This is a genomic window from Rothia halotolerans (assembly GCF_004136635.1).
Taxonomy (GTDB): domain Bacteria; phylum Actinomycetota; class Actinomycetes; order Actinomycetales; family Micrococcaceae; genus Rothia; species Rothia halotolerans.
In genome coordinates, this window is record NZ_NOIU01000001.1 from 1058596 (window position 1) to 1084929 (window position 26334).

Below are 26334 nucleotides of genomic sequence, written 5' to 3' on the forward strand. Positions count from 1 at the left end.
GGCCGCACCGGGCCCTCGGCGACCGCCCCCAGCGCCTCAGCTGTTGGGCAGGGTCGCCAGCGCGTCGATCTCCACCAGCGCCCCCGGGCGGGCCAGCGCGCTCACCACGCTGACGACGAGGGCGGTGCGGTGCCCGCCCCACACCTGCAGGGCCGCGGCGCTGACCCGCTGCACGTCGACGTTCTCGACGATCCGGATCCCCAGGCGGCCGACGTGGTCGCGGTCCGTCCCGACGTCGTCGAGCACGGCCAGGACGTTGCGCATGGCCTGTACGGCCTGGGCCTCCGCACCCTCCAGGAGCTCGCCCGCGGCGGTGACGCCGTTCTGGCCGCCGATCACCAGCAGGGGGCCCTGGAGGATCGTGGCCTGGTCGTAGTACTCCGAGCGGTGCAGGGCGTCCGGGTTCACGTGCTCGATCACGGGGCGTCCCCTCGCAGGGGGCTGACCTCTTCGAGGATGCCGCGCAGCCGGGCGAGGTCGTCGCGGACCATCGCGGCGTCGCGGCTGAAGGTCTCGTCGTCGACGCCGTCCTGGCGGATGGTGAACACGACCTCCGCGCCCTCGGGGTGGGGCAGCACGCGGAGCGGGTTGTAGACGGTCTCCCCGCTGGGAAGGAGGACCTCGTGGTCGAGGACGCCGTAGGCGTTGCGCTCGACGAAGCGGACGGTGACGCGGCCCATGGGCGACTCGGTCACCAGCGAACTCCCCTCCCGGAGGACCTCCGACTGCGCCAGCCCGGCCGCCCAGCGCTGCATGTTGGCCGGCTCCGCCGCGAACTCGTAGACCTCTTCGGGGGAGCGCCTGATCACCACGCCGATGTGTTGACTGTCCATGAACCCATCCTTGTCCCCGGCGGGCCGCGGGGCAAGGGGCGGCGGCCGGCGTGACCGTCGGCGGCGGGCCGGGGCCGCGGCGCTCCCGCGGTGGCCCGGACCGGCCGCGGCCGCACCGCCTCAGCCGCGCCGGCCCGGCCGTGCGGCGCCGGCTGGATGCGGCGGCCCCGGACTCAGTCCTCGATGACGGCGAGGACCTCGCCGGAGGCGACCGTGGCACCGGGCTCGCCCCGCAGGAGGACGAGGGTCCCGGAGCGGTGGGCGAGCACGGGCTGCTCCATCTTCATCGCCTCGAGCACCAGCAGCCGGTCCCCCGCCGCGACCCGTGCGCCCTCCTCGGCCAGCACGCTGGTCACCACCCCCTGCACGGGGGCGGTGAGCCGGTCCGCCGGGGAGCCCGGCAGGTCGGCGTCGGGCACGGCGCCGGGGGCCGCCGGCCTCAGGGCGGGAGGCACCGGGAGGCGGACCCGCCGTCCCGCCAGCTCGACGACGCCGGGCTCGGGCGGCCCCGCGGTCGGGGTGGCCGGGGCGAGATCGCGCGCGAACTCCGTCTCGATCCAGCGGGTGTGCACGGCGAATCCCGGGGCGCCCGCGGCGTCGGCGTGCTCCGTCTCAGCTCCTCCGGGGCCCGGCAGGTCGGCGCCGGCCCCTCCGGACGACGCAGCCCCCGACGCCCCGGGGGCTTCCGGCGCCCCGGAGACCTCCGACCCTCCGGCCGCCCCCGGCCCGGCGGCGAGCTCGGGTGCGAAGGCCGCCTCCTCGAGCACCGCGCGGTGGAAGGGCAGCACGGTGGGGACGCCCTCGACGACCAGCTCCCCCAGCGCCCGGCGGGAGCGGCGCAGCGCCTGCTCGCGGGTCGCACCGGTGACCACGAGCTTGGCGATCAGCGAGTCGAACGCGCCGGAGACGGCGTCGCCGGCCCGGACCCCGGCGTCGACGCGCACGCCCGGACCCTGCGGGAGGTCGAAGCGGGTGATCATCCCGGGGGAGGGCAGGAAGTCCCGGCCCGGGTCCTCGCCGTTGATGCGGAACTCGAAGGAGTGCCCGCGGATCTCCGGATGGCCGGGCGCGAGCCGCTCCCCGCGGGCGATGCGCAGCTGCTCGGCGACCAGGTCCAGCCCCGCGACCTCCTCGGAGACCGGGTGCTCGACCTGCAGGCGCGTGTTGACCTCCAGGAAGCTGATGGTGCCGTCCCGGCCCACCAGGAACTCGCAGGTCCCCGCCCCGACATACCCGGCCTCGCGCAGCAGGGCCTCCGAGGCACGGTAGAGCTCGCGCTCCTGGCCCTCGGTCAGGAACGGCGCGGGCGCCTCCTCGACCAGCTTCTGGTTGCGCCGCTGCAGCGAGCAGTCGCGGGTGGAGACCACGACGACGGTCCCGTGCGTATCCGCCAGGCACTGCGTCTCGACGTGGCGCGGGGCGTCCAGGAACCGCTCCACGAAGCACTCGCCGCGGCCGAAGGCTGCGGTCGCCTCCCGCACCGCCGAGTCGAAGAGCTCCGGGATCTCCTCGCGGCGGCGGGCGACCTTGATGCCGCGCCCGCCCCCGCCGTGGGCCGCCTTGATCGCGACCGGCAGGCCGTGCTCGTCCGCGAAGTCCAGGACCTCCCGGGCCTCGCCCACCGGGTCCACGGTCCCCGGGGCGAGGGGCGCGCCGACCCTCTCCGCGATGCGCCGGGCCGAGACCTTGTCCCCCAGCGCCTCGATCGCGGCCGGCGGCGGGCCGATCCACGTCAGCCCGGCCTCGGCCACGGCGCGGGCGAACTCGGCGTTTTCGGAGAGGAAGCCGTAGCCGGGGTGCACGGCGTCGGCGCCCGTCCGGTGGGCCGCCTCGAGGATCTTCCCGATCGCCAGGTACGACTCCGCGGCGGTGGCGCCGCCCAGCGGGACCGCCTCGTCGGCCATCTCCACGTGGAGGGCGCCGCGGTCCGGGTCGGCGTAGACGGCCACGGTGGCCAGCCCCTCGTCCCGGGCCGTGCGGATCACCCGCACCGCGATCTCGCCGCGGTTGGCGATCAGGACCTTGGTGAATCCCGTCATCCTCGTCTCCTGTTCCTCTCGAAGGTGCCGGACCGCGGTGCCGCGGGCCGCGCGGACCCCACCGTTCCCGACGTCGGCGCCGGTCAGTCCAGCCGCCCGACCGCCTCGCCCACGGCCTCCAGGGCCGCCTCGATGGTCTCCAGCCCGGTCGCGTAGGACATCCGGAAGAACGGCTCCGTGCCGTACGCCGAGCCCTGGATGACCGCCACGTTCGCGCTCTCCAGCAGGTACAGCGTGACGTCCTGGTCGTTCTCCAGCGTCCCGCCCTCCGGCGTGCGTCGCCCGATGAGCCCCGAGCAGCCCACGAACAGGTAGAAGGCGCCGTCCGGGACCACCGCCTCCAGGCCCTCGATCCCGGCGATCATCTCCAGCGCCCGGTCCCGCCGCTGCCGGTAGACCTCCACGCAGCGGCTCACGCACTCCTGATCCCCCGTCAGCGCCGCGGCGGCCGCCGCCTGGCTGATGGAGGAGGGGCAGGAGGAGGTCTGCGACTGCAGCAGGTTGACGGCCCGGATCAGCTCCGGGTCCCCGACGCCGTAGCCCAGCCGCCAGCCCGTCATCGCGTAGCTCTTGGAGACGCCGTTGACGGTGAAGACCCGGTCCCGGATCTCCGGCGCCGCCTCGGCGAGCCCGACCATCCGGCCCTCGCCGAAGTAGATCTCGTCGTAGATCTCATCGGTCAGCACCCGCACGTGCGGTGCTTCCCGGAGCACCTCGGCCAGCCCCTCCAGCTCCTTCCGGGAGTACGCGACGCCGGTGGGGTTGCCGGGGGTGTTGAGCACCAGCCACTTCGTCCGCTCCGTGATGGCCTCCCGCAGCAGCTCGGGGGTGAGCCGGTACCCGGCGGCCGGGTCCGTCTCCACGATCACCGGCGTCCCGTCGTTGGCCCGCACCATGTCCGGGTAGGAGACCCAGTACGGGGCCGGGATGATCACCTCGTCGCCCTCGTCCAGCGAGGCGGTGAAGGCGAGGAAGATGATCTGCTTGCCGCCGCCGCCCACGGTGATCGCGGCGTCGGGGTACTCGACGCCGGAGGCGCGCAGCATCCGCTCGCGGATCGCCGCCCGCAGCTCCGGGGTGCCGTTGACCGAGGTGTACTTGGTCTCCCCGGCCTCGATCGCCGCGATCGCGGCGTCCTTGATGTGCCGCGGGGTGTCGAAGTCGGGCTCCCCCACGGTGAGGTCCAGGATGGGCCGGCCCTGGGCCTTCAGCTCCCGGACGCGGGCCGCCGCGGCGGTGCTGGGGGAGACCTTGATGCGCCGCACCCGGGAGGAGGGCGTGAAGGCGCTCGTTCCGGCGGAGGTCATGAGCGCGCCCCCAGACCGTGGTCGGGGTCCACGTCGTCGAGGTCGGTGGTGATGCCCTTGGCGCGCAGCACGTCGTGCAGGTTGCACAGGTCGATCGTGGTCCGCCCGGCCTTGTACTGGTCGATCAGGACGTTCTCGTTGTCCTCCCGCTCCTGGGAGAGCCGGGTGACGGTCCCGACCTCCTCCCGGCGGACCACGACGACGCCGTCCGCGTCGCCCACCACGGCGTCGCCGGGGTTGATCACCTGCCCGCCGAAGGTCACCGGCTGGTTGATGGGCCCGAGGGTCTCCTTGACCGTCCCCGTGATGGAGATGCTCCCGGAGAAGACCGGCAGCCCCAGCTCCCGCAGCGCCTGGGTGTCCCGCACGCCGCTGTCGGTGACCACCGCGGCGATGCCCTTGGCCTTGGCCGCGTTGCCGAGGACGTCGCCGAAGGTGCCCGCCTGGCCCATGCCCGCCGCGGAGACGATCAGGACGTCACCGGGCTGCGCGTAGTGGATGGCGACCTGCAGCATCAGGTTGTCCCGCGGGGCGCACACCACGGTGAACGCCGAGCCGGAGAAGCGCATGTCGTGGTCCACGGGCTTGATGCGGGAGTCGACGGCGCCGCGCCGTCCCTGCGCCTCGTGGATCGTGGCGCTGCCGAAGGCGCCGAGGGCCTCGAGCTCGCGCTGGTCGGCGCGCTCGATCTTGGTGGTGACGTGGGGCGGGCTGCTGAGCTGCGTCGTCGTGTTGGCGCTCATGCTTCTCTCCTGTCGAACGTGAGCCCGCCGGGGACCTGGAAGGTGGGCATGATCTCGATGAGCCCCAGGTTGGCGTGGCGGGGAGCGGACACGGCGAAGTCGATCGCGTTGACGATGTCCTCCGTGGTGAGGGACTCGTAGCCCTCGTAGAAGGTCTCCCAGGCCTCCTTCATGGCCTCGGGGGTGCCCCCGAGGTTCCGGCCGAAGATCTCGGTCTCCACCCGGCCGGGGGCGATCTCCGTGACGCGGATGCGCTTGCCCACCGTGTCGTTGCGGATCTGCCGGGAGATCTGGTGCACCGCCGCCTTGGTGGCGTGGTACGCGGTGTGGCCGAAGAAGTTGTAGAGTCCGGCGATGCTGGAGACGTTGACGACGTGCCCGAGGTCCCGCTCCACCATCCCCGGCAGGAAGATGCGCACGAGCTGGAGGACGGCGCGGACGTTGATGTCCACCATGTCGTCCAGGTCCTCGCGGGTGGAGCTCAGGACGTTGCCCTGGCGGCTGACGCCGGCGTTGTTGACCAGCACGTCCACCTCGAGGCCGCCGAGCTCCTCCAGGGCGCCGGTGTCCGCGAGGTCCAGCGCGTGGGGGATCGCCCCGGTGCGCTCGGCCAGCTCCTCCAGCCGGGAGCGGTTCCTGGCCACGGCGTGCACCGTGAGCCCCTGGGCCGTGAACTTCTCGACCGTGGCGGCGCCCATCCCGGTGGAGGCCCCGGTCACCAGGGCCGTTCGGTAGTCGCTGTATGGCATGTGATCCATCCCTTTCGATAGTGGCGTTTCGGTGCTGCGCGGACGCTAGTCGTCGCGCAGCGGCACGTGGGCGCGGTCCTTCAGGCTCAGCACCGCCAGCAGCGTGCCGAGCGCGGTGATCACCGCGTAGAAGGCGGGGACGTAGATGTTCCCGGTCAGGCCGATGAGCCAGGTCATCAGCAGCGGGGCGGTCCCGCCGAACAGGGCGGCGGAGATGTTGTACCCCAGGCCGTAGGCGCTGTAGCGGATGCGGGTGGGGAACAGCTCCACGATGAGGATGTGCAGCACCGCGGTGTGCCCGGCGAAGACCACGGCCATCAGGCAGGCGCCGAGGACGGCCAGGGGCAGGATGCCGGTGGCGATCATCGCGTAGCTCGGGATGGCGACGACGGCCATGGCCACCGCCGCTCCCGCGATCACCTTCTTGCGCCCGATCTTGTCCGACAGCGCGCCCATGAACGGGATCGCGATGCAGATCGCCACCAGGCTGCTCCCGGTGACCAGCAGCGAGGTCCCGATGTCGAATCCGACCTTCTCCCCCTGGAGGAAGGAGGGCATGAAGCTGAAGAGCACGTAGTAGCCCGAGCCGTTCATCAGGGGGATGAACAGCGCGTAGAGCATGGCCCGGCGGTGCTCCGGGGTCTTGAAGGCCTCCTTGAGCGGGTTGCGGGAGAGCCCGCCCGTCTTCTGCAGGCGCTGGAAGTTGGGGGTGTCCTCCAGCGAGCGGCGGATGTACCAGCCGATCAGGCCGAGCGGCACCGCCACGAGGAAGGGGATGCGCCAGGCCCAGGCGCCGAAGCCGCCGCTCTCGATGGCCTCCAGGGAGAGCCACGGGGACATCGCGAAGGCCACCAGGGTGCCGGTGAGCAGCGCAGCGAAGGAGGCGACCTGCGCGTAGCTGGTGTGCAGGCCGCGCTTGCCCTCGGGGGCGTGCTCGGCGAGGAAGGTCATGGCGCCGGCGGCCTCGCCGCCCACCGAGAAGCCCTGGGCCACGCGGAGCAGGATCACCAGGATGGGCGCGGCGATGCCGATCGCCGAGTACGGGGGCAGGAAGCCGAGGCAGGCCGTGGCGACGCTGATCAGCATGATCACCGCGACGAGCATGCGCTGGCGCCCGATCCGGTCGCCCAGGACGCCGAAGAAGACGGCGCCCAGCGGGCGGACGAAGAAGGAGACGGCGTAGCCGGCGAACACGAAGGTCAGGGCGCCGGTGGCGCCGTCGCCGGGGAAGAAGACGATGGCGAGCGCCGTCGCCATGAACGCGAAGATGCCGTTGTCGTACAGCTCGACGAAGATGCCGACGCAGCCGGCCGCGAGGACCTTGTTCCTGCTCGGCGGTTTCGTCGTCTGCGCGGAGACGGGAGAACTCATGATGCTAACCTCTCTGATTGGGCGTGACGCCGTCGTCGAAGCCAAGACTCGAGAAGGCGGTCGTCACGCGATTGCGAAGGGCGTCGAGAGCCTTTCGCCAGGCGCGCACGTCACTGCGCGCCTGCGTGGCGTCGACGTGGCGGAACACCACTGATTGGCCGGGCCTGACCTGGCCGAGGGTGTCGAGCGACGTCGACGTCACGACGCCCAGCACCGGGTAGCCGGCCGTCACGCCGCGCCCCCGGTGCAGGATCAGCAGCTCGTCCCCCGGCGGGACCTCGACGGCGCCCACCGGGACGCCGCGCGAGATCTTCTCCTCCGTGCTGGTGCGCACGGGGACCTCCGGGCCGCCGAGCCGCAGCCCGATGTGGTTGCTGCGGGGGGAGACCTCGAAGGGCCTCCTGAAGAGCCGGTGGGCGGTGCCCCCGAACTCCTCGATCTCCGGTCCGTCCACGACGTCGACCACCGCCGTGCCGTCCAGGCAGGGCGGGCAGATGCCGAGGTTGAACAGCGAGATCCCCAGGTAGGGGCTCATGGGGGACGGCGTCGTCCCGGCCAGTTCGAGGTGCTCGTCCGCGGACAGCGCGTGGCCGAAGCCGACCACCGTGTCCGGCGCGCAGCTGCCGAGCAGGTGCGGGACCTCCACCGAGCCGTGGACCGCCACGTAGCACCGCATCCCGGCGGACATGCCGCGCAGCTCGACCCGCTGGCCGGCGCGCACGGGCACGGGCTCCCATTGCGGGAGGGGCGCGCCGTCGACCTCGAGGGTCATCTCGGCGCCGGTCGCGGCGATCAGGACGTCCCGGTCCGGGGTGAAGGCGAGGTCGAAGAGCGTGAGCTCGATCAGGGGGTCGCCCTCCGCGTTGCCGACCAGGATGTTGGCCGCGCGCGCCGAGTACTGGTCCAGGGCGCCGTTCAGCGGCAGGCCGAACTGCGGGCCGCGGGTGCGCCCGAGGTCGGTGACCATGGCCAGGGAGGCCTCGTGGATCGTGAGCCGGCCGGTCATCGCGCCTCCTCCGGGGTCAGGCGGCCGCCGGCGAGGCGCTCGACCTCGCGGGCGCTCGCAGGCTCGAACCGCAGGGTGTCGCCGGGCCGGTAGGGGACCAGCGGCTCGGCGTCGAGGTCGAGCACGGTCAGCGGGGTCCGCCCGATCACGCACCATCCGCCGGGGGCCGCCGCCGGCGTGATCGTGGCCTGCCGGCCGGCCAGCGAGACCGCCCCCTGCGGGACGTGGGTCCGGGGGCTCGCCAGGCGGGGGATCGCGACGGGCAGGGCCGGGCCGTCGAGCATCGGCGAGCCGCCGGGGGCGCCGAGGCAGCGCACGGTGTACGTGGGCGCGCAGTGCGCGGCGATCACCTCCTCGGCGGACAGGCCGGTGATCTCGGCGACGCGCTCGAGGTCCGGGCCGCCCTCCCCGCCGTACAGGACCGGGACGCGGAAGTGCCGGGGGTCCTCGTGCAGGGGCGCGTCGAGGTCGAGGGCGGGGACCGTCTCGGCGATCAACGCGATGATCTCCTCGTGGCCGGTGAGGGCGGCGTCGAACTCCAGCAGGACCGACTCGTAGGTGGGGATGGCGACGGTGAAGCCGGGGACCTCGGCACGGGTGAAGCGACGGGCCAGCTGGTGGACCAGGCGCCAGTCGCGCTCGCGGTCCCCGGTCCGGCCGGTCACCCGCACGGCGGACTCGCCGGCCGTGCTGATCTCGGCGGGGAGCGTCGGGCTCATCGGCGCAGCCGCTGCGCATCGAGCGGGGCGATGACGACGCCGGCGCGGGTCAGCTCCTCGCGGATCCGCCTCGACGTGGCGACCGCTTCGGGGCTGTCCCCGTGCAGCAGCACCGTGTCCGCCGCGACCGGGATCTCCCGGCCGTTGTGGCTGTCGATGACGCCGTCCCGGACCATGCGGACGGTGCGCCGGGCGATCTCGTCGACGTCGTGGATCACGGCGCCCTCCTCGGAGCGGGGGACCAGGGTCCCGTCGTCCTGGTAGGCGCGGTCGGCGATGCCCACGATGGCCACCGGGAGGCCGGCTGCGCGGGCGGCGTCGGCGAGCTCGCCGTCCTGGGCGAGGACGATGATCTCGGGGTCGACGTGGAGCACGGCGTCGACCACCGCCTCGGCGTAGTCGCGGCGGACGGCGACGAGGTTGCCGAGCCGGCCGTGCGGGGCGAGGTGGGCGACCCGGACGCCGTGGTAGGCCGCGAAGGCCGCCAGGGCGCCGAGCTGGTAGACGACGTCGGTGCGCACCTCGTGCGGGGTGAGGTCCATGGCCCGGCGGCCGAAGCCCACCAGGTCCGGGAAGCTGGGGTGGGCTCCCACCGAGACGCCGCGCCGCGCGCACTCGGCGACCGTGCGGTCCATCACGCGCGGATCGCCCCCGTGGAAGCCGCACGCCACGTTCGCCGAGGTCAGGACCTCGAGGAGGGCGTCGTCGTCTCCCATGGTCCAGGGGCCGAAGCTCTCTCCGAGGTCTGCCACCAGGTCGACATGCTGCGTCATGGTCGGGCTCCTTCTCTCACGTCCGCGTGGTTGCCTGTGATGACGCTAACAAAGGGGAAGCGCATCTTTGCATAGAATATCGAGAGCTGTGCCAAAACAGTGCCACATCCCTGCTATAACGCGGATAGGATGGCAAAAGATGGCAACAGTTTTGCCGGCTAGGAGGCACCGTGGTCATACCGGAGCGGCGCGTGAGGCGCCGGGTGACGCTCAGCGAGATCGCCAGGGCCTGCGGGGTGGCGCCCTCGACGGTCTCCCGCGCGCTCGCGAATCCCAACCGGGTCAGCCCGGCGATGTACGAGCGGATCGCGCGCAAGGCGCGGGAGATGGGATACGAGTCCGCGATGCTCCCGGAGGGCCGCGACCGGCTTTCCTCGGGGACGATCGCGCTGGTCCTGCCCAACCTCTCCAACCCGTTCAACCTGGACCTGATCCGTGGGTGCCAGGCCCAGGCGCAGGCGGCCGAGTTCCTCTTCCTGATGGTCTCCACGGAGGAGTCAGTCCACGTGGAGACGACGTGGTTGGTGGAGCTCTCGCAGACCGTGGACGGCATCGTCCTGGCCTCGCCCCGGGCCGAGGACAGCGTGCTGAGCGGCATCGCCGACAACGTGCCCATCGTGACCCTGAACCGGGAGGTCCCGTGGCTCTCCGGCGTGCTCATCGACACGCCGGCCGGATGCTCGCAGGCGCTCGAGTACCTGGTCTCCCTGGGGCACCGGCACATCGCCTACGTCCGCGGGCCGGAGAGCTCCTGGAGCGACCAGGCGAGGCTGGAGGCGCTGAGCGCCCGGGCCGCGCACCACGAGGTGGAGCTGAGCCCGGTGGGGAACTTCCTGCCCTCGGTGGCCTCGGGGGCGGCGGCGGCCGACGCCGTGGCCCTCAGCGGCGCCACCGCCTGCATCTTCTTCAACGACACCCTGGCCATCGGAGCCCTGGACCGCTTCAAGCAGCGGGGCATCCGAGTCCCGGAGGAGATGAGCGTGGTGGGATGCGACGACATCTTCGCGGCGTCGTTCTCCGACCCGCCGCTGACCACCGTGACGGCCCTCGGCGAGCGGGCGGGGCGAGCAGCGGCCGACCTGCTGATCAGTCAGTTCTCGCAGCGGGACCGCACGCATCGCATCGACCGCCAGGCGACGCACCTCTCCGTCCGGGAGTCCACGGGGCCGGCTCCGCGGGGGTGAGGGGGCGGGGCTCAGGCCTCCCCGAGCACCACCATGTTGCCCACCGCGTGGCCCGACTCGACGGCGGCCACCGCCGCCGCGGCGTCGTCGAACGGATGGGTCGCGCCGATGACCGGGGCGAACCGGCCCCGGGCGACCAGCCCGGCGATCTCCGCGAAGACCTCCCCGGTGCGACGCCGGGAGACCCCGCCCCCGCCCAGGCTCTCCGCCAGCGCGGGGTCGGCCGGGCTGCGCATCGCGTGCGGGGAGCGCAGCAGCCCCGCCGCCCCGCGCAGCGTCTGCCCGCCGACGAGGTCGATCACCGCGTCCACGCCCTCCGGCGCCGCCGCGCGCACCCGCTCCTCCCAGCCCTCGCCGGAGACCAGGTGCTCGGCCCCGAGCCCCTCGACGACCTCCCGCTTGGCGGGGGAGGCCGTCCCCAGGACCCGCAGCCCGCGCGCGACGCCGAGGCCGCACGCCGCCGTGCCCACCCCGCCGCCCGCGCCCAGGACCAGCAGGACCGCGCCCTCGGGGAGGGCCAGCTCGTCCAGCGCGTCGTAGGCGGTACCCACGGAGACGGGGATGCTGGCCGCCTGGGCCGCCGTGACGCCCTCGGGAAGCGGGGCGGCCGCGCCGGCGTCGAGCAGCACGGTCTCCGCCAGCGTGCCCGTGCCGGCGGCCGCCGCGCCGAAGACGGGCTGCCCCGGCGTGAAGCGCTCCGCCCCGGGCCCGACGCCGACCACCACGCCGGCCGCCTCCCGCCCCATCGCCATGGGGAAGCGGACCGGGAAGCCGCCCTGGCGCTGACCCGAGCGGACCTTGACGTCGGCCGGGTTGACCCCGGCCGCCGTCATCCGCACCAGCAGCTGACCCCGGCCGGGGACGGGCTCCTCCACCAGCATCGGACGGGCGACCTCGGGGCCGCCGTACTCTTCGAAACCCAGGATTCGCATCATGGGACCATCTAACACCGCGGAGGGCGCGCGTCCCAGCCTTCGCGGCGGGTGACGCGCGCCCTCGTAGGTGCGTTCCGGGCCGGGCGTCCGGGGCGGCGAGCTACACCGAGACGTGCTCCCTGTTCAGGTCCTCGACCATCTCCTCGGCCTCCTCGCGGGAGCCCGCGGCGGGGGAGGAGCCCCACAGCGGCCGGCCGTTGCTCTCCCGGACGAAGTGGATGGCGATCAGGCCGACCACGCCCGAGCCCATCAGGTAGTAGGCGGGCCACATGAGGTTGTCGGTGGAGTTCACCAGCGCGCTCATGACCGTGGAGGTGGTGCCGCCGAACAGCGAGATGGAGACGTTGAACGCGATGGACAGCGCCCCGGCGCGGATCGCCGTCGGGAACAGCGAGGGCAGCGTCGAGGGCATGGTCGCGCTGAAGCAGATCAGGGTCACGCCCATGATGAGCAGGCCCAGCAGGACCGTGAGGTCGCCGTGGCCGCGGATCAGCAGGATCGAGGGGATCGAGAGGACGATCAGGGCCAGCGAGCCCGTGCGGACCACGGACTTGCGCCCGACGCGGTCGGAGATCCAGCCGATGACGGGGATGAGCACCACGAGGACCGCCATCACGACGATCTGCAGGACCTGGGAGGTCAGCTCGGAGACCCCGCCGCTGCCCTGGATCCTGGCGATGGCCGGGAAGTAGGTGGGCATGTAGGCGGTGAGCATGTAGTTGGCGACGTTCCAGGCCAGGACCAATCCGATGCAGGTCAGCAGGCTCGGCCAGAGCGTGAGGATCCTGCGGAACTGGCCGGGCTCCTTCTCGTCCTTCTCGCGCTGCTCCGACTCCGCCTCCAGCTGCATGTAGGCGGGGGTGTCGGCCAGCTTGGAGCGCAGGTACACCCCGACCAGGCCCAGGGGGAGGGCGACGAAGAACGGGATGCGCCAGCCCCAGGAGAGCATCTGCTCGGGGCTCAGGAGGAGGCCCATCACCGTGGCGAAGACGGCGCCGAGCAGGTAGCCGGTGAGCGTGCCGACCTCCAGCAGGGAGCCGAGGAAGCCGCGGCGCCGGTCGGGCGCGTACTCGGCGATGAAGGTCATGGCGTTGCCGTACTCGCCGCCCGTGGAGAAGCCCTGCAGGAGCCGGCAGCCCAGCAGCAGGAAGGGCGCCCACAGGCCGATGGTGGCGTAGTCGGGCAGGACGCCGATCGCGAAGGTGCCCAGCGCCATCATGACCATGGTGATGGCCAGGACCTTGTTGCGGCCGATCCGGTCGGCCAGCGGGCCGAAGAACATGCCGCCGAAGGGACGGACGAGGAACGCCACCGCGAACAGGCCGGCGACGATGATCCCCCCGACGACCCCCGCCGACTCCGGCAGGAAGACCCCCTCGATGGTGGTCTGCAGGTAGCCGTAGACGCCGAAGTCGTACCACTCGGTGATGTTGCCGATGGCGGCCGCGCCGACGGCGCGCTTGATGACCCCGGGCGGGGTGACGGTGACCTCGTCGACGCTCCAGCGCCGGCGGACGTTGTCAGGACCGAACACGTTGTGCCTTCCTCTTGGACGAGTGCGGGTTCGATGCACCGGGTGAGCGGAGGTCCCGAGGAATCCGAGGCACTCAATCACCCTGCTTACTTTCGATCAGGAGACGACGTTACATCGCATTGCCTGGCTATGTGTCATTCGGCGGCGGAAATGTCGGCGATCTCACGGGCGACATGGCGGCCGGCGCTTGCCTCGGCGCGCGTCGCCGTTACGCGGGAATCTGCCCCTCGCCGTCGGGTCCGGGCCCTTCCGTGACGCCCGTGTCCGTCGGCTGGAAGCGGGCTCTGCCCGGCGGGCCGCCTGCGCTATGCTCACGGGGACCGGCCCCGCCCCGGCGCCGGGAGCTCCCGAGCCGGCGGAGGCTCCGGCGGCGCCGCGGTCCGCGGTCCCGCAGCGGCGCGGAGCCGCCCGTCGTCCGCTGTGCGCCACCGCGCCCGACCCCCGAGGAGTTCGCGTGAGTCAATGGGATCCGGACACCTGGTTCCGCGTCGTCGACATCGCGGCGGTGGTCTCCAGCGGATTGCTCGGCGGGGCGGTGGCGCGGGCCTTCAGGTTCGACGTCGTCGGCTTCGTCATGCTCGCGATCGTCTCCGGCATGGGCGGGGGGCTGATCCGCGACGTCCTGCTCGACTCCGGCTTCCCCGTGGCGGTGACCGACAGCGGGTATTGGGTCGGGGCGCTGGTCGCCGCCACGCTGGCCTACACCCTCGACCTCGGCTCCAAGTGGGCCGACCGGGCGCTGATCGTGGTCGACTTCATCGGTGTGGGGTGCTGGGCCGCCACGGGGACCGTCAAGAGCCTCGCGCTGGGCCTGCACTGGCTGCCGGCCATCGCCCTGGGCGTCACCACCGTCGTGGGCGGGGGAGCCGTGCGCGACGTCCTGGTCAACCGGATCCCCGCCATCTTCGGCGGCAACCCCCTCTACGCCACGATCGCCCTCCTCGGCGCCGCCGAGATGGCGTTCTTCTCGGAGGTGCTGGACCGTCCCACGCTGGGGATGGGGGTCTCCATCCTGACCTGCGGCGTCCTCGGCGTGCTCTCCCGCTGGCGCAACTGGCAGCTGCCGGCCCCGGTCAACCTGGTGGTCCCGCGCCCGCGCCTGAGGCTCTCCCCGCGCCGACGCTCCCGCCAGGCCCAGCGCCAGCAGGGCTGGACGCCGGGCGAGCCGCTGACCAGGGACCTCGAGGTGGTCACGGAGGATCAGCTCAAAAGATACCGCAGAGGGCGGGGCCGGAAGCACGGGCAGTGAGCGCCCGCCGCTCCTGAGCCGACCGTCCTGCCCTCCGGCCATCGAATCCGGCGTGATGCATCACAAAGCTATGTGACTTCGGTTACAATGCTTCCATGAGCCAGCGCCGGATGGTCATGCACGGCAGGGCGGCCGTGGTAGGGACCTTCCCATAGTCGCCCGGTACCCGCCGGATGCCCCTGCTGCTGGGGGATGCGGCGGAACGCCCCACGCCCTGGCGCAGGCCGGCGGAGGGCCCTCCGGCCCGTCCGTCGCGCGCCGGTTCGCCGCGCCCGGAGGGCTCGCGCCCGGCGCATAGGTGAGTAAAGTATCCGACGTTCACCTAAAAGAAAGCTCACTGATGAACGGTTCACACCACGAACAGCAACCTGCCCTGTCCGCCGACGACATCCACGTCGTGGATCAGAAGGAGATGAAGAAGGCCCTCCGCGCGACCCTCCTCGGGAACTTCATGGAGTGGTTCGACATCGGCGTCTACGCCTACCTGACGGCCTCCATCACGGCGGTCTTCTTCCCCCTGCCCAAGCCGTGGGACCAGCTCGCGTTCTTCGCGACCTTCGCAGTGACCTTCCTGGTCCGCCCGCTGGGCGGGCTGATCCTCGGCCCGATCGGCGACAAGGTCGGGCGCCGCAAGGTGCTCGCCTTCACCATCCTCATGATGGCGCTGGGCACCTTCCTCATCGGCTGCATCCCCAGCTACAGCTCGTGGGGCATGATCGCGCCCATCCTGCTGATCCTGCTGAAGTTCGTGCAGGGCTTCTCCACGGGAGGCGAGTACGCGGGCGCGGCCACGTTCATCGCCGAGTACTCCTCGGACCGCCGCCGCGGGTACTGGGGATCCTTCCTGGACCTGGGCTCCTACCTCGGCTTCGCTGCGGCCGCCGCGCTGGCCACCGTGATCGAGATCTTCCTGACGGAGGACCAGATGCTGGCCTTCGGCTGGCGCATCTGCTTCTGGGTCGCCCTCCCGCTCGGCATCGCCGGCATCATCATGCGGTCCCGCATCAAGGAGTCCGCGGCCTTCGAGGCCCAGATGGAGGCCGAGTCCCAGGGTGCCGACGACGAGAGCCAGACCATCGTGGGCGACCTGAAGATGGTCGTCCGGAAGTACTGGCGCCAGCTGCTCCTCGGGGCCTGCCTGGTGATGTGCTCGCAGGTGGTCGGATACGCGGTCACCAGCTTCATGCCCTCCTACCTCACCGGGACCCTCGGCTACGACACGATCCACGGCAACGCGCTGCTGATCCCCGTGCTGATCGTCGTCAGCGTCGCGCTGCCGCTGTTCGGGATGGTCTCGGACCGCATCGGCCGTCGCCCGGTCATCCTCATCGGCTGCGGGGTGGGCATCGTCTTCTCCATCCCCGCCTTCCTGCTGATGATGATGGGCCACGTCTGGTCGACGCTGCTGGGCCTGATGATCATGGGCGTCATCATGATGTTCATGGTCTCGATCCAGGCCTCGGCGCTGCCGGCCCTGTTCCCCACCGCCAACCGCTACGCGGCCATGGGCATCATGTTCAACGTGGCGGTCGCCCTGTTCGGCGGTACCACGGGCGGGGTGATCACCGTGCTGGAGAGCATCACGGGCAGCGATCTCGCCGGCGCCTACTACATCATGTTCGCCTGCCTGGTGGGCGGCGTCGGCGTCTACCTGATGAAGGAGAGCTCCGGGCGCAACCTCATCGGCTCCATGCCCGCCGTGGACCGCCACGAGGAGATCGACCCGCTGATCGAGGGCCAGCACGAGAACGAGAAGCTGGACCTGTCCACCATGCCGATCGACATCGTCGAGGGCCCCAGCTCCGAGGGCGAGGGCGTCAAGGGCTGACCGGGCGCGCCGCCGGGCTGTGCGAGGAGCTCCGGGCGGCCTCGGGGCCGCGCCGGGCTCCGGCGCGGCACCTTCCGGAGCGGTTCCCGCGGGGCCGGCGGAATACACCTTCCGCCGGCCCCGTTGTCGTTAACCACGGACCTGACCGACTCCACACATCCAGGAGGTACGAGCATGACTCACCGCAATCCCATCCCCAGGACCAACCTCTCCGTGTTCCCCCTGAACCTCGGGGGCAACACCTTCGGGTGGACCTCGGACCGTGAGGCGTCCTTCGCCGTCCTCGACGCCTTCGTGGAGGCCGGCGGCAACTTCATCGACACCGCCGACGTGTACTCCGCGTGGGCCGAGGGCCACTCCGGCGGCGAGTCGGAGGCCGTGCTGGGACAGTGGCTGAGCGCGCGGGGGAACCGGGACGAGGTCGTCATCGCCACCAAGGCCGGGCAGCACCCCGAGCACTCGGGCCAGGCCCGGGACACGGTGCACCAGGCCATCGACGCCTCGCTGAACCGGCTCCAGACCGACTACGTGGACCTGTACTACGCGCACTTCGACGACGAGGACGTCCCGGTCGAGGACCAGGCTCACACCTACGACGAGATCGTCCGCTCGGGCAAGGCACGCCACATCGGCGTCTCCAACTACAGCCCCGAGCGGATGCGCCGCTGGTTCGAGTACGCCTACGCGGAGCAGCTGGCCCTGCCCGTCGCGATCCAGCCGCAGTACAACCTGGTAACCCGCAAGGACTACGAGCAGGGGTACGCCCCCATCGCCCGCGAGTTCGACGCCGCGGTCTTCCCCTACTTCGCGCTCGCCGCCGGCTTCCTCACCGGCAAGTACCAGAGCGAGGAGGACCTGCAGGGAGCGGAGCGCGGCGAGATGGCCAAGGGTTACTTCTCCGAGGACGGGCTCTCGGTGGTCTCGCGGCTGCGGGAGATCGCGGAGGCGCGCGACGTCGCCATCCCCTCGGTGGCGCTCGCCTGGCTGCTGGCCAAGGGCGTGACGGCGCCCATCGCCTCGGCGCGTACCACCGAGCAGCTGCCGGCGCTGCTCGAGGGCGCCTCGCTGAGCCTCACCGAGGACGAGGTGGACTCCCTGGACCGGGCCTCCGAGCCCTTCGCCTGAGCCGCCCTCACGCTGACGACGACGCCCCCGGCCGGTACCACCGGCCGGGGGCGTTCCCGTTCCGGCGGGTCCCCGGGCGCCTCCGGCCCGACCTTCTCCGGAGCCGAGGGGCCCGGAGCCGATGGGCCCGGAACCGAGGGGCTCTGCCCCGGCCGGGTCAGTCCCAGGCCAACGGGCTCGCGCCGTAGCGGCCCGGCGCGAGCGGCTCCCCGATCAGCGGCGCCACCTTGGTGAGCCTCCCGTGCGGCGAGTCCATCTCGACGAGCTCCGGCGCCTGCCGGCGGGGCAGCCCGGGGGGAAGCCCCGGCAGGGAGAACAGCTCCTCGGCCGTGCGGGCCAGCGAGAGCCGTGCGCGCCCGCCGGTCCTCAGCAGGGCGAGGGCCGCGGCCGCCGCGCAGTAGCCGGTGGCGTGGTCCAGGGCCTGGACGGGCAGCGCGCCGGGGCGCCAGCGCTCCGCGGCGGATCCGCGTCCGCTGTGCGGTCCGCGTCCCCGGCCCTCCCTCGCGCCCCGGCGGCTCCCGTAGAGCACGGCGATGCCGCTCGCGGCCTGCACCAGGGAGTCGAAGCCGCGCCGGCCCGCCCAGGGCGCGGGGCAGCCTCCCCATGCGTCGAGCTCCACGACGCTCAGACCGGGACGCTCGGCCAGCAGGGTCTCGGCGTCGAGACCGAAGCGGGCGAGCGCCCCGGGACGGTAGCCGGTGACGACGACGTCGGCCGCCCCCGCCAGCTCGCGCACCCGGTTCAGCGTTCCCGCCTCCCGCAGGTCGGCGGCCGCGGACCTCTTGCCGTCGTCCGTGTCGAGGTGCTGGGCGAGCAGCTCCGGATGCTGCGGCGGGTCGATGCGCAGGACCTCGGCCCCGAGGGCCGCGAGGAACTTGGTGCCGGTGGGCCCGGCGATGACGCGGGTCAGGTCGAGGACGCGCAGGCCCTCCGGCGAGGCGGTCGCGGGACGCCGCCCCGCCTCCGCCTCCTCGGCGGGATGGACGGCGACCCAGGGCGTGCGGGGCGTGGCCGGACCCGGTCCGACGGTGCGCGAGGAACCGGCGGGATGGGAGGGGTCGGCGGTGCGGGAGAAGCCGGCGGGACGGGAGGGGCCTCCGCTCCGAGAGGAGCCTGCGCCGTCCGCTCCCCCGCGTCCTTCAGCAGGGAGGGTCCCGAGCCACTCCTCCCGCCCCCGGACGCGCACCGCGAGCCCTCCGGCGTCGAACACCCGCTCCTCCGTCTCCGCCGCCTCCCGCTCCAGGAGGGCCGCCGCCAGGCCGGCCGCGTCCTCGACGCCGAGCGCGCGCTGCAGCGCGAGGCGGTGGTGCGGGTAGTTGGCGTGCGTCCGGAGCCAGCCGTCGCGGCACCGGAAGAACCCGGACATCGCGCCGAAGGGCGCGGGCGCCTCCCCCTCGATGCGCAGGTGCCCGATCGAGCCGAAGGCGGCCGCGAGCCGCCGCGTCTCCAGGGCGAAGCGGCGCTCGCCGAGCAGGCCGTGGGCGGCGGTGAGGGCGGCGGAGGCGGAGCGCAGCGCGAGAGTCTCGACGGGGAGCGGACCGCGCCACCATGTCTCCTCGCCCAGGATCCGCGGGGCGAGGCGATGGTCGAGCATATCCCCCAGTGAAAGAGGGGGGTGGGCCATGGAGCCGTCCATGCGACCCATTGTGCCAGACGCCGTCCCCCATGTTTCCAACATGTGAAATCTTTTTATTTCCTTGTGGAAACATGAACGCGGGGTTACATTGAGTGTGCTTTGGTTCACATTTTATTTCGAGAGGCTCAGACTCATGAAGATGTCAGATCCGACGACGCTGAAGGCGAGTTCGGCGTCGTCCCCGAAGAAGAAGCGGTGGTACACATCGCTCTTCTTCCAGATCCTGATCGCCATAGTGGCGGGTGTACTGATCGGCCACTTCTGGCCTGACATCGGTGCTGACCTCCGTCCTCTGGGCGACGGATTCATTCGACTCATCAAGATGATCATCGCCCCCCTGATCTTCCTCGTGATCGTCACGGGCATCGCCGCGGTGGGCGACGTCAAGGCGGTCGGGCGGGTCGGCATCAAGGCGCTGCTCTACTTCACCGCCGCCACGATGTTCGCGCTGGTCTTCGGCCTCATCGTGGCCAACCTGGTGCAGCCGGGCGCGGGCCTGAACATCGACCCGAACTCGCTCTCCCAGGAGGCGCTGGACGAGCAGACCGCCGGCGGCGAGACCCCCGACGGGTTCGGCGGCTTCCTCCTGGAGATCATCCCTGAGAGCGTGATCGGCGCCTTCGCCTCCAACACGCTGCTGCAGGTGCTGTTCTTCTCCGTGTTCTTCGGCGCGGCCGTCGTCGTGATCGGGCAGGAGCGCTGCAAGCCGATCATGAACATCATGGAGACCCTGCTGGAGCTGATCTTCAAGATCATGTCCTGGATCATGCGGCTCGCACCGTTCGGGGCCTTCGGCGCCATGGCGTTCATCATCGGCCAGTACGGGATCGGGACGCTCAACACCTACGCCCTGCTGATCCTCGCCTGCTACGGCGCGGCGCTCATCTTCATCGGCGTGCTGTTCATCGTGGCCTGGTCCTTCGCGCGGGTTCCGCTCTGGAGCTTCCTGAAATACTGCCGCGAGGAGTTCCTCCTGGCCCTGGGCACGGCGTCGACCGAGGCCGTGATGCCCCGCATCATGGGCAAGCTCTCCAACGCGGGCTGCTCGCGGGCCACCACCGGCCTGGTCATCCCCACCGGCTACTCCTTCAACCTCGACGGCGCGGCGATCTACCTCTCGATCGCCCTGCTGTTCCTGGCCCAGGCCTTCGGGCACGACCTGAGCCTGGGCCAGCAGCTGGCCGCCCTGGGCGTGCTGCTGCTGACCTCGAAGGGCATGGCCGGCGTGCCGGGCTCCTCGTTCCTCGCCCTCTCGGCCACGGCCGCGGCGCTGGGGATCTTCCCCGTCGCCGGCGTCGCGCTGCTGCTGGGCGCGGATCGCCTCATGGACTCCATGCGGGTGGTCGTGAACCTGCTGGGCAACTGCGTGGCGACCTTCGTGGTGGCCAAGTGGGAGAAGCAGTTCGACCGGGACGTGATGGTCCGGGCCTTCGCGGGCGAGTACACCAACGAGGACTCCGCGATCCTGCTGGGCAAGGAGGAGGAGTACCGCCGGCAGGAGCGGATCCGTACTCGGGCGGGCGAGGAGCCCTCGCCGAAGTTCCGCGGCGGCCCCCACGTCACGGACTTCGAGCAGATCCAGATGGCCCGTCCCGTCCCCGATGACGCCTCGACGCTCTACCAGCCGATCACCGCGGCCGTTCCCCTGGTGCGCAGGGAGCCGGCGGAGGGCGAGGGACCCGTTCCCACGGGCGCCAAGGAGTAGGCGCCTCCCCCGCGGCACCCGGCCCGTCCGGACGGCTGCCGCAGTGAGGAGGACGGGGCGGGCGGCCGGTGGGCTGCCCGCCCCGTCGTCGTATGCTCACCTGGGCGCCGGGCGCCGGGCGCCGGGCGCCGGGCGCTGGGCGCCGGGTACCGGGGCTCGGTCCTCTGGGTGCCGGAGGGAGATGCGGGAGGCGCCGGGCCGGCCGTCGGGCGACGAGTCGCCTTCCGGGGTGACGACTCGTCACCCGACCATGACGATTCGTCAATCCCGCGCCGACTCGTCACTCGGACGGCGAGTCGCCGCGGTCCCAGTCCGCCGGCGTCATCCCCGCCGGCCCGTCGGTGCAGACGCCCTCGACGCCCCAGTCCGCGAGCTGACGGGCGCGCGCCGGATCGTTGACGGTCCAGGCGGCGACGTCGAGGCCGGCGTCGTGCAGCTCCTCCACCGTCCGCGGCCCCAGATCCCCGTGGTGGGGATGGACCCGACTGGCGCCGATGTCCTGCACCGCGCGCCGCCAGCCCGCCGCGAACTCCCCCGGCCTGAAGAGCGGCGCGAGCCTCGTCCGCTCGGATCGCTCCCGGAAGGCGGCGAGCAGTCCGTGGTCGAAGGAGGAGACCACGACGCCGGCCCCCTCCCCGTCGTCCCGGGGCGCGGCGGCCAGCTCCTCCACCTCACCGGCCACGGCCTCGAGGTAGCGCTCCACCCGCTCCGCGGTGGGGTGGGAGAGCTTGAGCTCCAGATTCGCCGAGAGCCCCGTGCGGGCCATGAGCCCCGTGAGATCGGAGAGCAGGGGGACCCGCTCTCCGGCGAAGTCGGCGGAGAACCAGGAGCCCGCATCGCGCTCTCGCAGAGCGGGGCTCGCGACGGTCTCGACCCGCCCGGCGCCGTCGGTGGTCCGCTCGAGGGCGTCGTCGTGGAGCAGCACCGGGACGCCGTCCTCCAGGAGGTCGACGTCGGTCTCGATCCACGCGAAGCCGGCGGCGAGCGCCGCCTCGAAGGCCGCCGCGGTGTTCTCGGGCGCGACCGACGAGCGGCCCCGGTGGGCGATGAGCTGGATCATCCCCTCACCGCCCACAGCGGGACGCCCAGGGGAGCGCCGGCCTCACCGTCACCGGCGTCGGAGCGGGGGCCGAGGCCGCAGCCGACTCGGGAGGCCTCACCCCTTCTTCCCGGTCCGCTTCTGGCTCTCCTTCCGCAGGGCGTCGACGAGCTCGTCCTTGGTCATATCGGACCGGCCCTCGATCCCCAGCTCCTGCGCCTGCTCGTAGAGGTGCTCCTTGGACGCGTTGGCGTCGACGCCGCCGGCGGTGGGCTTGGAGGAGTTCCTGCCGCCCTCCTCGCTCCGCTGGTCCGAGGGGCCGTAGTCCTCCTTCTCCTGCCAGTGGTCCCCCACCTTCTCGTGGGTGTGCTTGAGGGCGGCGTAGGCCACCTGGTGGGCGCGCTGCTCGTCGTCGTACTCCTCCATCGCGGAGTCGTAGGTCTGGGCGAACGTGTCCTGGGCCTTGCGGTCGGACTTCTTGAGGGTCTCCGGCAGCTCGCTCTTCTTGGGCTGTCCGTTCTTTCCGGTCTTGGGCATGATGCCTCCTCCTCGACGGATGGGAGCCCGCCCGCGGTTCAGGCCCGCGGGGTGTCCAGCTCCCCGGTCACGTACTGGGCCCTGCCGAAGCCGAAGGTCCAGTCCGCTGCGGTGTTCTCGAAGTATCCCAAGAAGACGTCCTCCCCGGCCACCCCCTGTTCCGCGAGGTTCGCCGCGAGCGTGGAGTAGAGCGTCTGCTTGGCCGGGGTGTCGCGGCCGGCCTGGGTGAAGACCTGGATCATCACGACGTCGTCGGAGCGTTCGAAGCCGAGGCCGGCGTCCTGGGCGATGATCTCGCCCGGCTCGTGGCGCGTGATGATCTGGAAGCGGTCCCGCGCGGGGATGCCGTAGACCTCCACGATCGCCTCGTGGACGGCGTCGGCGACGGCTCGCGTCCTGCGCGGGTCCTGGGTCCGGTTGACGTCGATGCGGACGAGGGGCATGGTCTCACCTCTGGTGTCTAGTTTGTCCTGACAAAAAGAGTCTATGCTTTGTCAGGACACATCGGAACACCTCAGTCGAGATCCAGCACGCCGGGGATCGGCTCGACGGCGTCGGCCCCTTCGCGGATGAACGCGCCCCACGCGGCCCGTAGCGCCCGGCCCGCCTCCTCGACGGTCTCCGGGTCGTAGGTGGCCACGACCTCGGGGCCGGTCACGCCGGCGCCCGCCTCCTCGACCCCCCGGCCCCACGCGGGGGAGGGGAACAGCAGGGGCAGCTCGGAGAGGTGGCAGCAGGACAGCAGCAGCCCGGGCCGCCCGTACACGAAGGTGTAGGTGCGCGCAGCGCCCCCGGCGCGCCGGAAGAGCCGCGCCCACCGCCGGCACTGACGGCCGTAGACCTTCCGGGTGAGCGCCCGGATCAGCGGCTCGACCACCCAGCGGGAACCTCGCGGATCGGCCGCCAGCCGCTGGAGCGGGGGCACGACGCCGGTGAACAGTGAGACCTCCCGCGAGGTGGTCCCCATGAGGACCTCGACCGAGCCGGCCAGCTCCCGCCACCGCCGGGGCAGCTCGGACTCCGGGGGGAGCGGACGGGCGCCGTAGCGGGTGGTGAAGGGCATGAACTTCGCCAGTCCCTGGCGGAAGGCCAGGCGGTCGATGCGGATCCGGCCGTCGGCGAGCTCCCGGGCGCTGGCCCGCCGCATGCTCTCGGTGGCCCCGGCGGAGGGCGTCAGGGCCTTCAGCGCACGATGTCGTCCGAAGACGATCCCCAGCGGGGCGCTCTGGACGATGGCCCGCGAGATCATCCCGCGCAGTTCCTCGACGTACAGCAGGTCCCAGCAGGCGTGGCCGCCCGCCGACTGCCCGGCGATGGTGATCCGCCCGGGGTCCCCGCCGAAGCCCCCGATGTTGCGGTGGACCCACTTGAGGGCCTCGACCTGGTCGAGCAGGCCGGGATTCGCCTCGCGCGCCTCGCCGTCGCCCAGATAGCCGAAGAGGCCGAGCCGGTAGGTCACCGAGACCACGACGACGTTCTGCTCCTCGACGAGCCACCGGGGATCGTAGTAGGGGAGGTCCGCGGCCCCCGCGGTGTAGGACCCGCCGTGGATCCAGACGAGGACGGGCAGGCCGGTCTCCTCCGTGTCCGGGCGGGTGACGCTGAGCCGCTGGCAGTGCTCGTCGAAGCCCAGCGCCACGAGCTCCGTGTCGGTCGGCTTGTGGACCTGGGGGCAGGCGGGGGAGGGCGTGTCGGCGAGGAAGGGCTCCTCCCCGTACGCGTAGGGGGAAGGTGCGCCGAATCGCTCGGCGGAGGCGTAGCGGATGCCGAGGGCCCGCACCACGCCCTCGTCCCCCGTCGTGATGAACTCACCGGCGCCGGTGCGCACGGTGCTCCAGTGCCGAGGGGCGGCCCGTCCGCGCTCGGCGTCCCCGGCGGGGGCGTCCGCTCCGGCCTGCTGCCGGGCTGCGCGGTTCCGGGAGGGGGCTGCGTGGGGGATCTCGTGAAGGCGGGCGCGGCTGTCGGTCATGCTGTCGAGCCTACGGGCCGGCCGCGCCGATGTCCTCCGGACGCACTGATGCCGACCCTCCATTCGTGGTCGGACTCGGCATTGTCTACCTTTGAGCGGTGACTGTGACTTATTTGAAGCCTGTAGTCGCGACGAATATATGGGGCCGGCATAGCGCCAGATAAGATTATAAAGCTATTCTGTGAGCTTTTGAGGCGCGGGCGGGTCTCGGGAACAACGCTGAGCCGTGAACCGCGGCGCCAAGTAGATATAGGCTTCTCGCTGATGCTCTGCATCGCCGCTATCCTGCGCCACTGCGGGCGTCTACGGGCAACTTAGCCGGTGGTCAGATGCGGTATCAGATCGAAGTCTGTACATACTTATCTGCGGGGCAAGCTTTCATACTCTCTCCCGTCTCTGGGTCTATTCGCTGCTGGTTGATCAACCACCTTCAGTAAAGCACTTTAAGGGTCGGGTGTTAAGTGTTTCTTGCTGGGAATCGTGTGTCAGCTCACCGAGCGCTCGCCGGACGCCTCCAGGCCCCAGGCGTCGGCCAGGATCTCCATGGACCGCGCCGACTCCTCGGTGGAGGGCGACTGCAGGGAGATCATCAGCTCGTCCGCCTTGGCCTTCTCCGCGAAGCGCTCCAGGTAGTCCCTCACCTCGTCTCCCGTGCCGACCGCGCTGTACCTGAGCATCTCCAGCACCTGCTGGCCGGCCGGGGAGTGCATCAGCATGTCGACCTCCGCCTCGCTCAGCTCGCGTCCCCGCCCGATCATCGCGGCCACCCGGGCCTTCCTCACCTGGGTGGACTGCTCCTCCGCCTCCTCCTTGGTGCCGGCGGCGGTGACGTTGACGGCGGCGATGACGTAGGGCTCCGAGAGCTGCTCCGAGGGCTCGAAGTGCTCCCGGTAGGTGGTGACCGCCTGCTCGAGGGCCGCGGGGGCGAAGTGCGAGGCGAAGGAGTAGGGCAGGCCGAGCTGCGCCGCCAGCTGCGCCCCGAAGAGGGAGGAGCCCAGGATGTAGAGGGGCACGTCGGTGTTCCTCCCCGGGATCGCCTCGACCCCCTGGATGCGGGAGGCCCCGCGCAGATACCCCTGGAGCTCGACGACGTCGCTCGGGAAACGCTCCGCGTCCTGGGGTTCCCGGCGCAGGGCCTGCAGCGTCTTCATGTCCGTCCCCGGCGCGCGCCCCAGGCCCAGGTCGATGCGACCGGGGTAGAGCTCCGCGAGGGTGCCGAACTGCTCGGCGACCGTGAGCGGGGAGTGGTTGGGCAGCATCACGCCGCCCGAGCCGAGCCGGATGCTCTCCGTCTGGGACGCGATGTGCGAGATGAGCACGGCGGGCGCCGCGGAGGAGATGGTGGGCATGTTGTGGTGCTCGGCGTACCAGATGCGGGAGAAGCCGAGCCGCTCGGCCCGCTGGGCCATCGCCACCGAGCGGATGAAGCTCTCGCGGGGCGTCTCGCCCTGGTAGACGGTCGCGAAGTCGATGAGGGAGAGGGGGAGCACGGCGGTACCTGCCTTTCGAAGAGGATCTCCTCCGTACAACCTCCGCTGCGCGAGCAGATATTCCGCGCAGGACGACGACGTGGCCACCCTCCCGGCAGCCTGTGGCCTGCTGCACAGAACTCCCCATCCCCGCAAAAGACAATGATGTAGTTCCCCGGAATCGCGGGCCGGAAACGGGTGTGACCTGTTTCATGAGTTCCCGAGTTGCAGCTCCCGTGGGGGGTGTGTAGAGTTCTGGGAGTCGCCGCGGGGCAAACGCTTCGGAAGCGGGTCGACCAGGGTTTTCCTGGATCTTTCGGCAATAAACATTCTCCAGAGGTTCTCCTCCGGGTTTGCAAGCCGGGATCGGGTCTGGTAGGCTTGAGAAGTTGCCGCGAGGCGGAGACAAAAATTTTGTAGCAACCGGTTCTCCGGATGATTCACAGATATCTCAGCAGGTCATGAAGATGACCGGCGAACGATGATGGATCGGATCGGGGTTCGAACGGTTTGTTGTTTGAGAACTCAATAGTGTGCTTTGTTCATCTGAATGCTTCATACCAAATTTTATTTTATTGGTGAAT

General features: G+C 71.4%; 23 protein-coding genes. 5 read left to right on the forward strand and 18 right to left on the reverse strand.

What is annotated here, in order from left to right:
* Positions 1-36: 36 nt before the first annotated feature.
* From EWV39_RS04895 to EWV39_RS04940, 10 genes are all read right to left on the reverse strand, one after another.
* On the reverse strand, positions 37-420 hold the full coding sequence (locus tag EWV39_RS04895) for a RidA family protein (RefSeq protein ID WP_129657211.1): 384 nt from the start codon (positions 418-420) through the stop codon (positions 37-39).
* Positions 417-833 carry an SRPBCC family protein gene (locus EWV39_RS04900; protein WP_193554679.1) on the reverse strand — a complete coding sequence of 139 codons (417 nt, stop codon included), beginning with the start codon at positions 831-833 and terminating at the stop codon, positions 417-419. The genes EWV39_RS04895 and EWV39_RS04900 overlap by 4 nt, the downstream gene beginning before the upstream one ends.
* Before the next feature lie 173 nt (positions 834-1006).
* A complete protein-coding gene (locus EWV39_RS04905) occupies positions 1007-2872 on the reverse strand; it encodes an acetyl/propionyl/methylcrotonyl-CoA carboxylase subunit alpha (protein ID WP_129657213.1) in 1866 nt (621 codons plus the stop codon).
* An 83-nt stretch (positions 2873-2955) separates the two neighbouring features.
* Positions 2956-4179, reverse strand: a complete 1224-nt coding sequence (locus tag EWV39_RS04910; protein WP_129657215.1) for an aspartate transaminase — start codon at positions 4177-4179, stop codon at positions 2956-2958.
* Positions 4176-4922 (reverse strand): 4-carboxy-4-hydroxy-2-oxoadipate aldolase/oxaloacetate decarboxylase, encoded by a 747-nt coding sequence (locus EWV39_RS04915; RefSeq protein ID WP_129657217.1) that lies wholly within the window; start codon positions 4920-4922, stop codon positions 4176-4178. Before EWV39_RS04915 ends, EWV39_RS04910 begins: the two co-directional genes overlap by 4 nt.
* Positions 4919-5671, reverse strand: coding sequence for an SDR family oxidoreductase (locus EWV39_RS04920; protein ID WP_129657219.1), 753 nt, complete (start codon positions 5669-5671; stop codon positions 4919-4921). Before EWV39_RS04920 ends, EWV39_RS04915 begins: the two co-directional genes overlap by 4 nt.
* Before the next feature lie 45 nt (positions 5672-5716).
* The gene (locus EWV39_RS04925) at positions 5717-7042 is read right to left on the reverse strand and encodes an MFS transporter (protein WP_129657221.1); all 1326 of its coding nucleotides are present in this window, start codon (positions 7040-7042) and stop codon (positions 5717-5719) included.
* A 4-nt stretch (positions 7043-7046) separates the two neighbouring features.
* Positions 7047-8048, reverse strand: a complete 1002-nt coding sequence (locus EWV39_RS04930; protein ID WP_129657223.1) for a 5-oxoprolinase subunit C family protein — start codon at positions 8046-8048, stop codon at positions 7047-7049.
* Positions 8045-8767, reverse strand: coding sequence for a 5-oxoprolinase subunit B family protein (locus EWV39_RS04935; RefSeq protein ID WP_129657225.1), 723 nt, complete (start codon positions 8765-8767; stop codon positions 8045-8047). Before EWV39_RS04935 ends, EWV39_RS04930 begins: the two co-directional genes overlap by 4 nt.
* Positions 8764-9540 carry a LamB/YcsF family protein gene (locus tag EWV39_RS04940; RefSeq protein WP_129657227.1) on the reverse strand — a complete coding sequence of 259 codons (777 nt, stop codon included), beginning with the start codon at positions 9538-9540 and terminating at the stop codon, positions 8764-8766. The genes EWV39_RS04935 and EWV39_RS04940 overlap by 4 nt, the downstream gene beginning before the upstream one ends.
* 170 nt (positions 9541-9710) lie before the next feature.
* Between EWV39_RS04940 and EWV39_RS04945 the strand changes: the two genes are divergently transcribed.
* Entirely contained in the window at positions 9711-10724 is a 1014-nt protein-coding gene (locus tag EWV39_RS04945) for a LacI family DNA-binding transcriptional regulator (RefSeq protein ID WP_238148034.1), read from the forward strand.
* An 11-nt stretch (positions 10725-10735) separates the two neighbouring features.
* On the opposite strand, the gene EWV39_RS04950 is transcribed toward EWV39_RS04945, so the two are convergent.
* Entirely contained in the window at positions 10736-11659 is a 924-nt protein-coding gene (locus tag EWV39_RS04950; RefSeq protein ID WP_129657229.1) for a zinc-binding dehydrogenase, read from the reverse strand.
* A gap of 100 nt (positions 11660-11759) precedes the next feature.
* On the reverse strand, positions 11760-13193 hold the full coding sequence (locus EWV39_RS04955; RefSeq protein WP_129657231.1) for an MFS transporter: 1434 nt from the start codon (positions 13191-13193) through the stop codon (positions 11760-11762).
* 454 nt (positions 13194-13647) lie between these two features.
* Between EWV39_RS04955 and EWV39_RS04960 the strand changes: the two genes are divergently transcribed.
* From EWV39_RS04960 to EWV39_RS04970, 3 genes are all read left to right on the forward strand, one after another.
* Positions 13648-14442, forward strand: coding sequence for a trimeric intracellular cation channel family protein (locus EWV39_RS04960; protein ID WP_129657233.1), 795 nt, complete (start codon positions 13648-13650; stop codon positions 14440-14442).
* A gap of 340 nt (positions 14443-14782) precedes the next feature.
* Positions 14783-16270, forward strand: coding sequence for an MFS transporter (locus EWV39_RS04965; RefSeq protein ID WP_129657235.1), 1488 nt, complete (start codon positions 14783-14785; stop codon positions 16268-16270).
* Between the two features lie 174 nt (positions 16271-16444).
* Positions 16445-17395, forward strand: a complete 951-nt coding sequence (locus EWV39_RS04970) for an aldo/keto reductase (protein ID WP_129657237.1) — start codon at positions 16445-16447, stop codon at positions 17393-17395.
* A gap of 157 nt (positions 17396-17552) precedes the next feature.
* Here EWV39_RS04970 and EWV39_RS04975 read toward each other — a convergent pair whose 3' ends face one another.
* On the reverse strand, positions 17553-18989 hold the full coding sequence (locus EWV39_RS04975) for a CoA transferase (RefSeq protein WP_238148036.1): 1437 nt from the start codon (positions 18987-18989) through the stop codon (positions 17553-17555).
* A 175-nt stretch (positions 18990-19164) separates the two neighbouring features.
* Between EWV39_RS04975 and dctA the strand changes: the two genes are divergently transcribed.
* Entirely contained in the window at positions 19165-20736 is a 1572-nt protein-coding gene (gene dctA / locus EWV39_RS04980; protein WP_129657239.1) for a C4-dicarboxylate transporter DctA, read from the forward strand.
* A 280-nt stretch (positions 20737-21016) separates the two neighbouring features.
* Here the strand turns inward: dctA and EWV39_RS04985 are convergent, their stop codons facing one another.
* The 5 genes from EWV39_RS04985 to EWV39_RS05005 form a co-directional block, all read right to left on the reverse strand.
* Positions 21017-21796, reverse strand: a complete 780-nt coding sequence (locus EWV39_RS04985; protein ID WP_129657241.1) for a glycerophosphodiester phosphodiesterase family protein — start codon at positions 21794-21796, stop codon at positions 21017-21019.
* A 96-nt stretch (positions 21797-21892) separates the two neighbouring features.
* Positions 21893-22312 (reverse strand): ChaB family protein, encoded by a 420-nt coding sequence (locus EWV39_RS04990; protein ID WP_129657243.1) that lies wholly within the window; start codon positions 22310-22312, stop codon positions 21893-21895.
* Positions 22313-22350: 38 nt separating this feature from the next.
* Positions 22351-22755 (reverse strand): tautomerase family protein, encoded by a 405-nt coding sequence (locus EWV39_RS04995; protein WP_129657245.1) that lies wholly within the window; start codon positions 22753-22755, stop codon positions 22351-22353.
* Positions 22756-22826: 71 nt separating this feature from the next.
* Positions 22827-24281, reverse strand: coding sequence for a carboxylesterase family protein (locus EWV39_RS05000; RefSeq protein WP_165313148.1), 1455 nt, complete (start codon positions 24279-24281; stop codon positions 22827-22829).
* Between the two features lie 485 nt (positions 24282-24766).
* The gene (locus tag EWV39_RS05005; protein WP_129657249.1) at positions 24767-25771 is read right to left on the reverse strand and encodes an LLM class flavin-dependent oxidoreductase; all 1005 of its coding nucleotides are present in this window, start codon (positions 25769-25771) and stop codon (positions 24767-24769) included.
* Between the last annotated feature and the right edge of the window lie 563 nt (positions 25772-26334).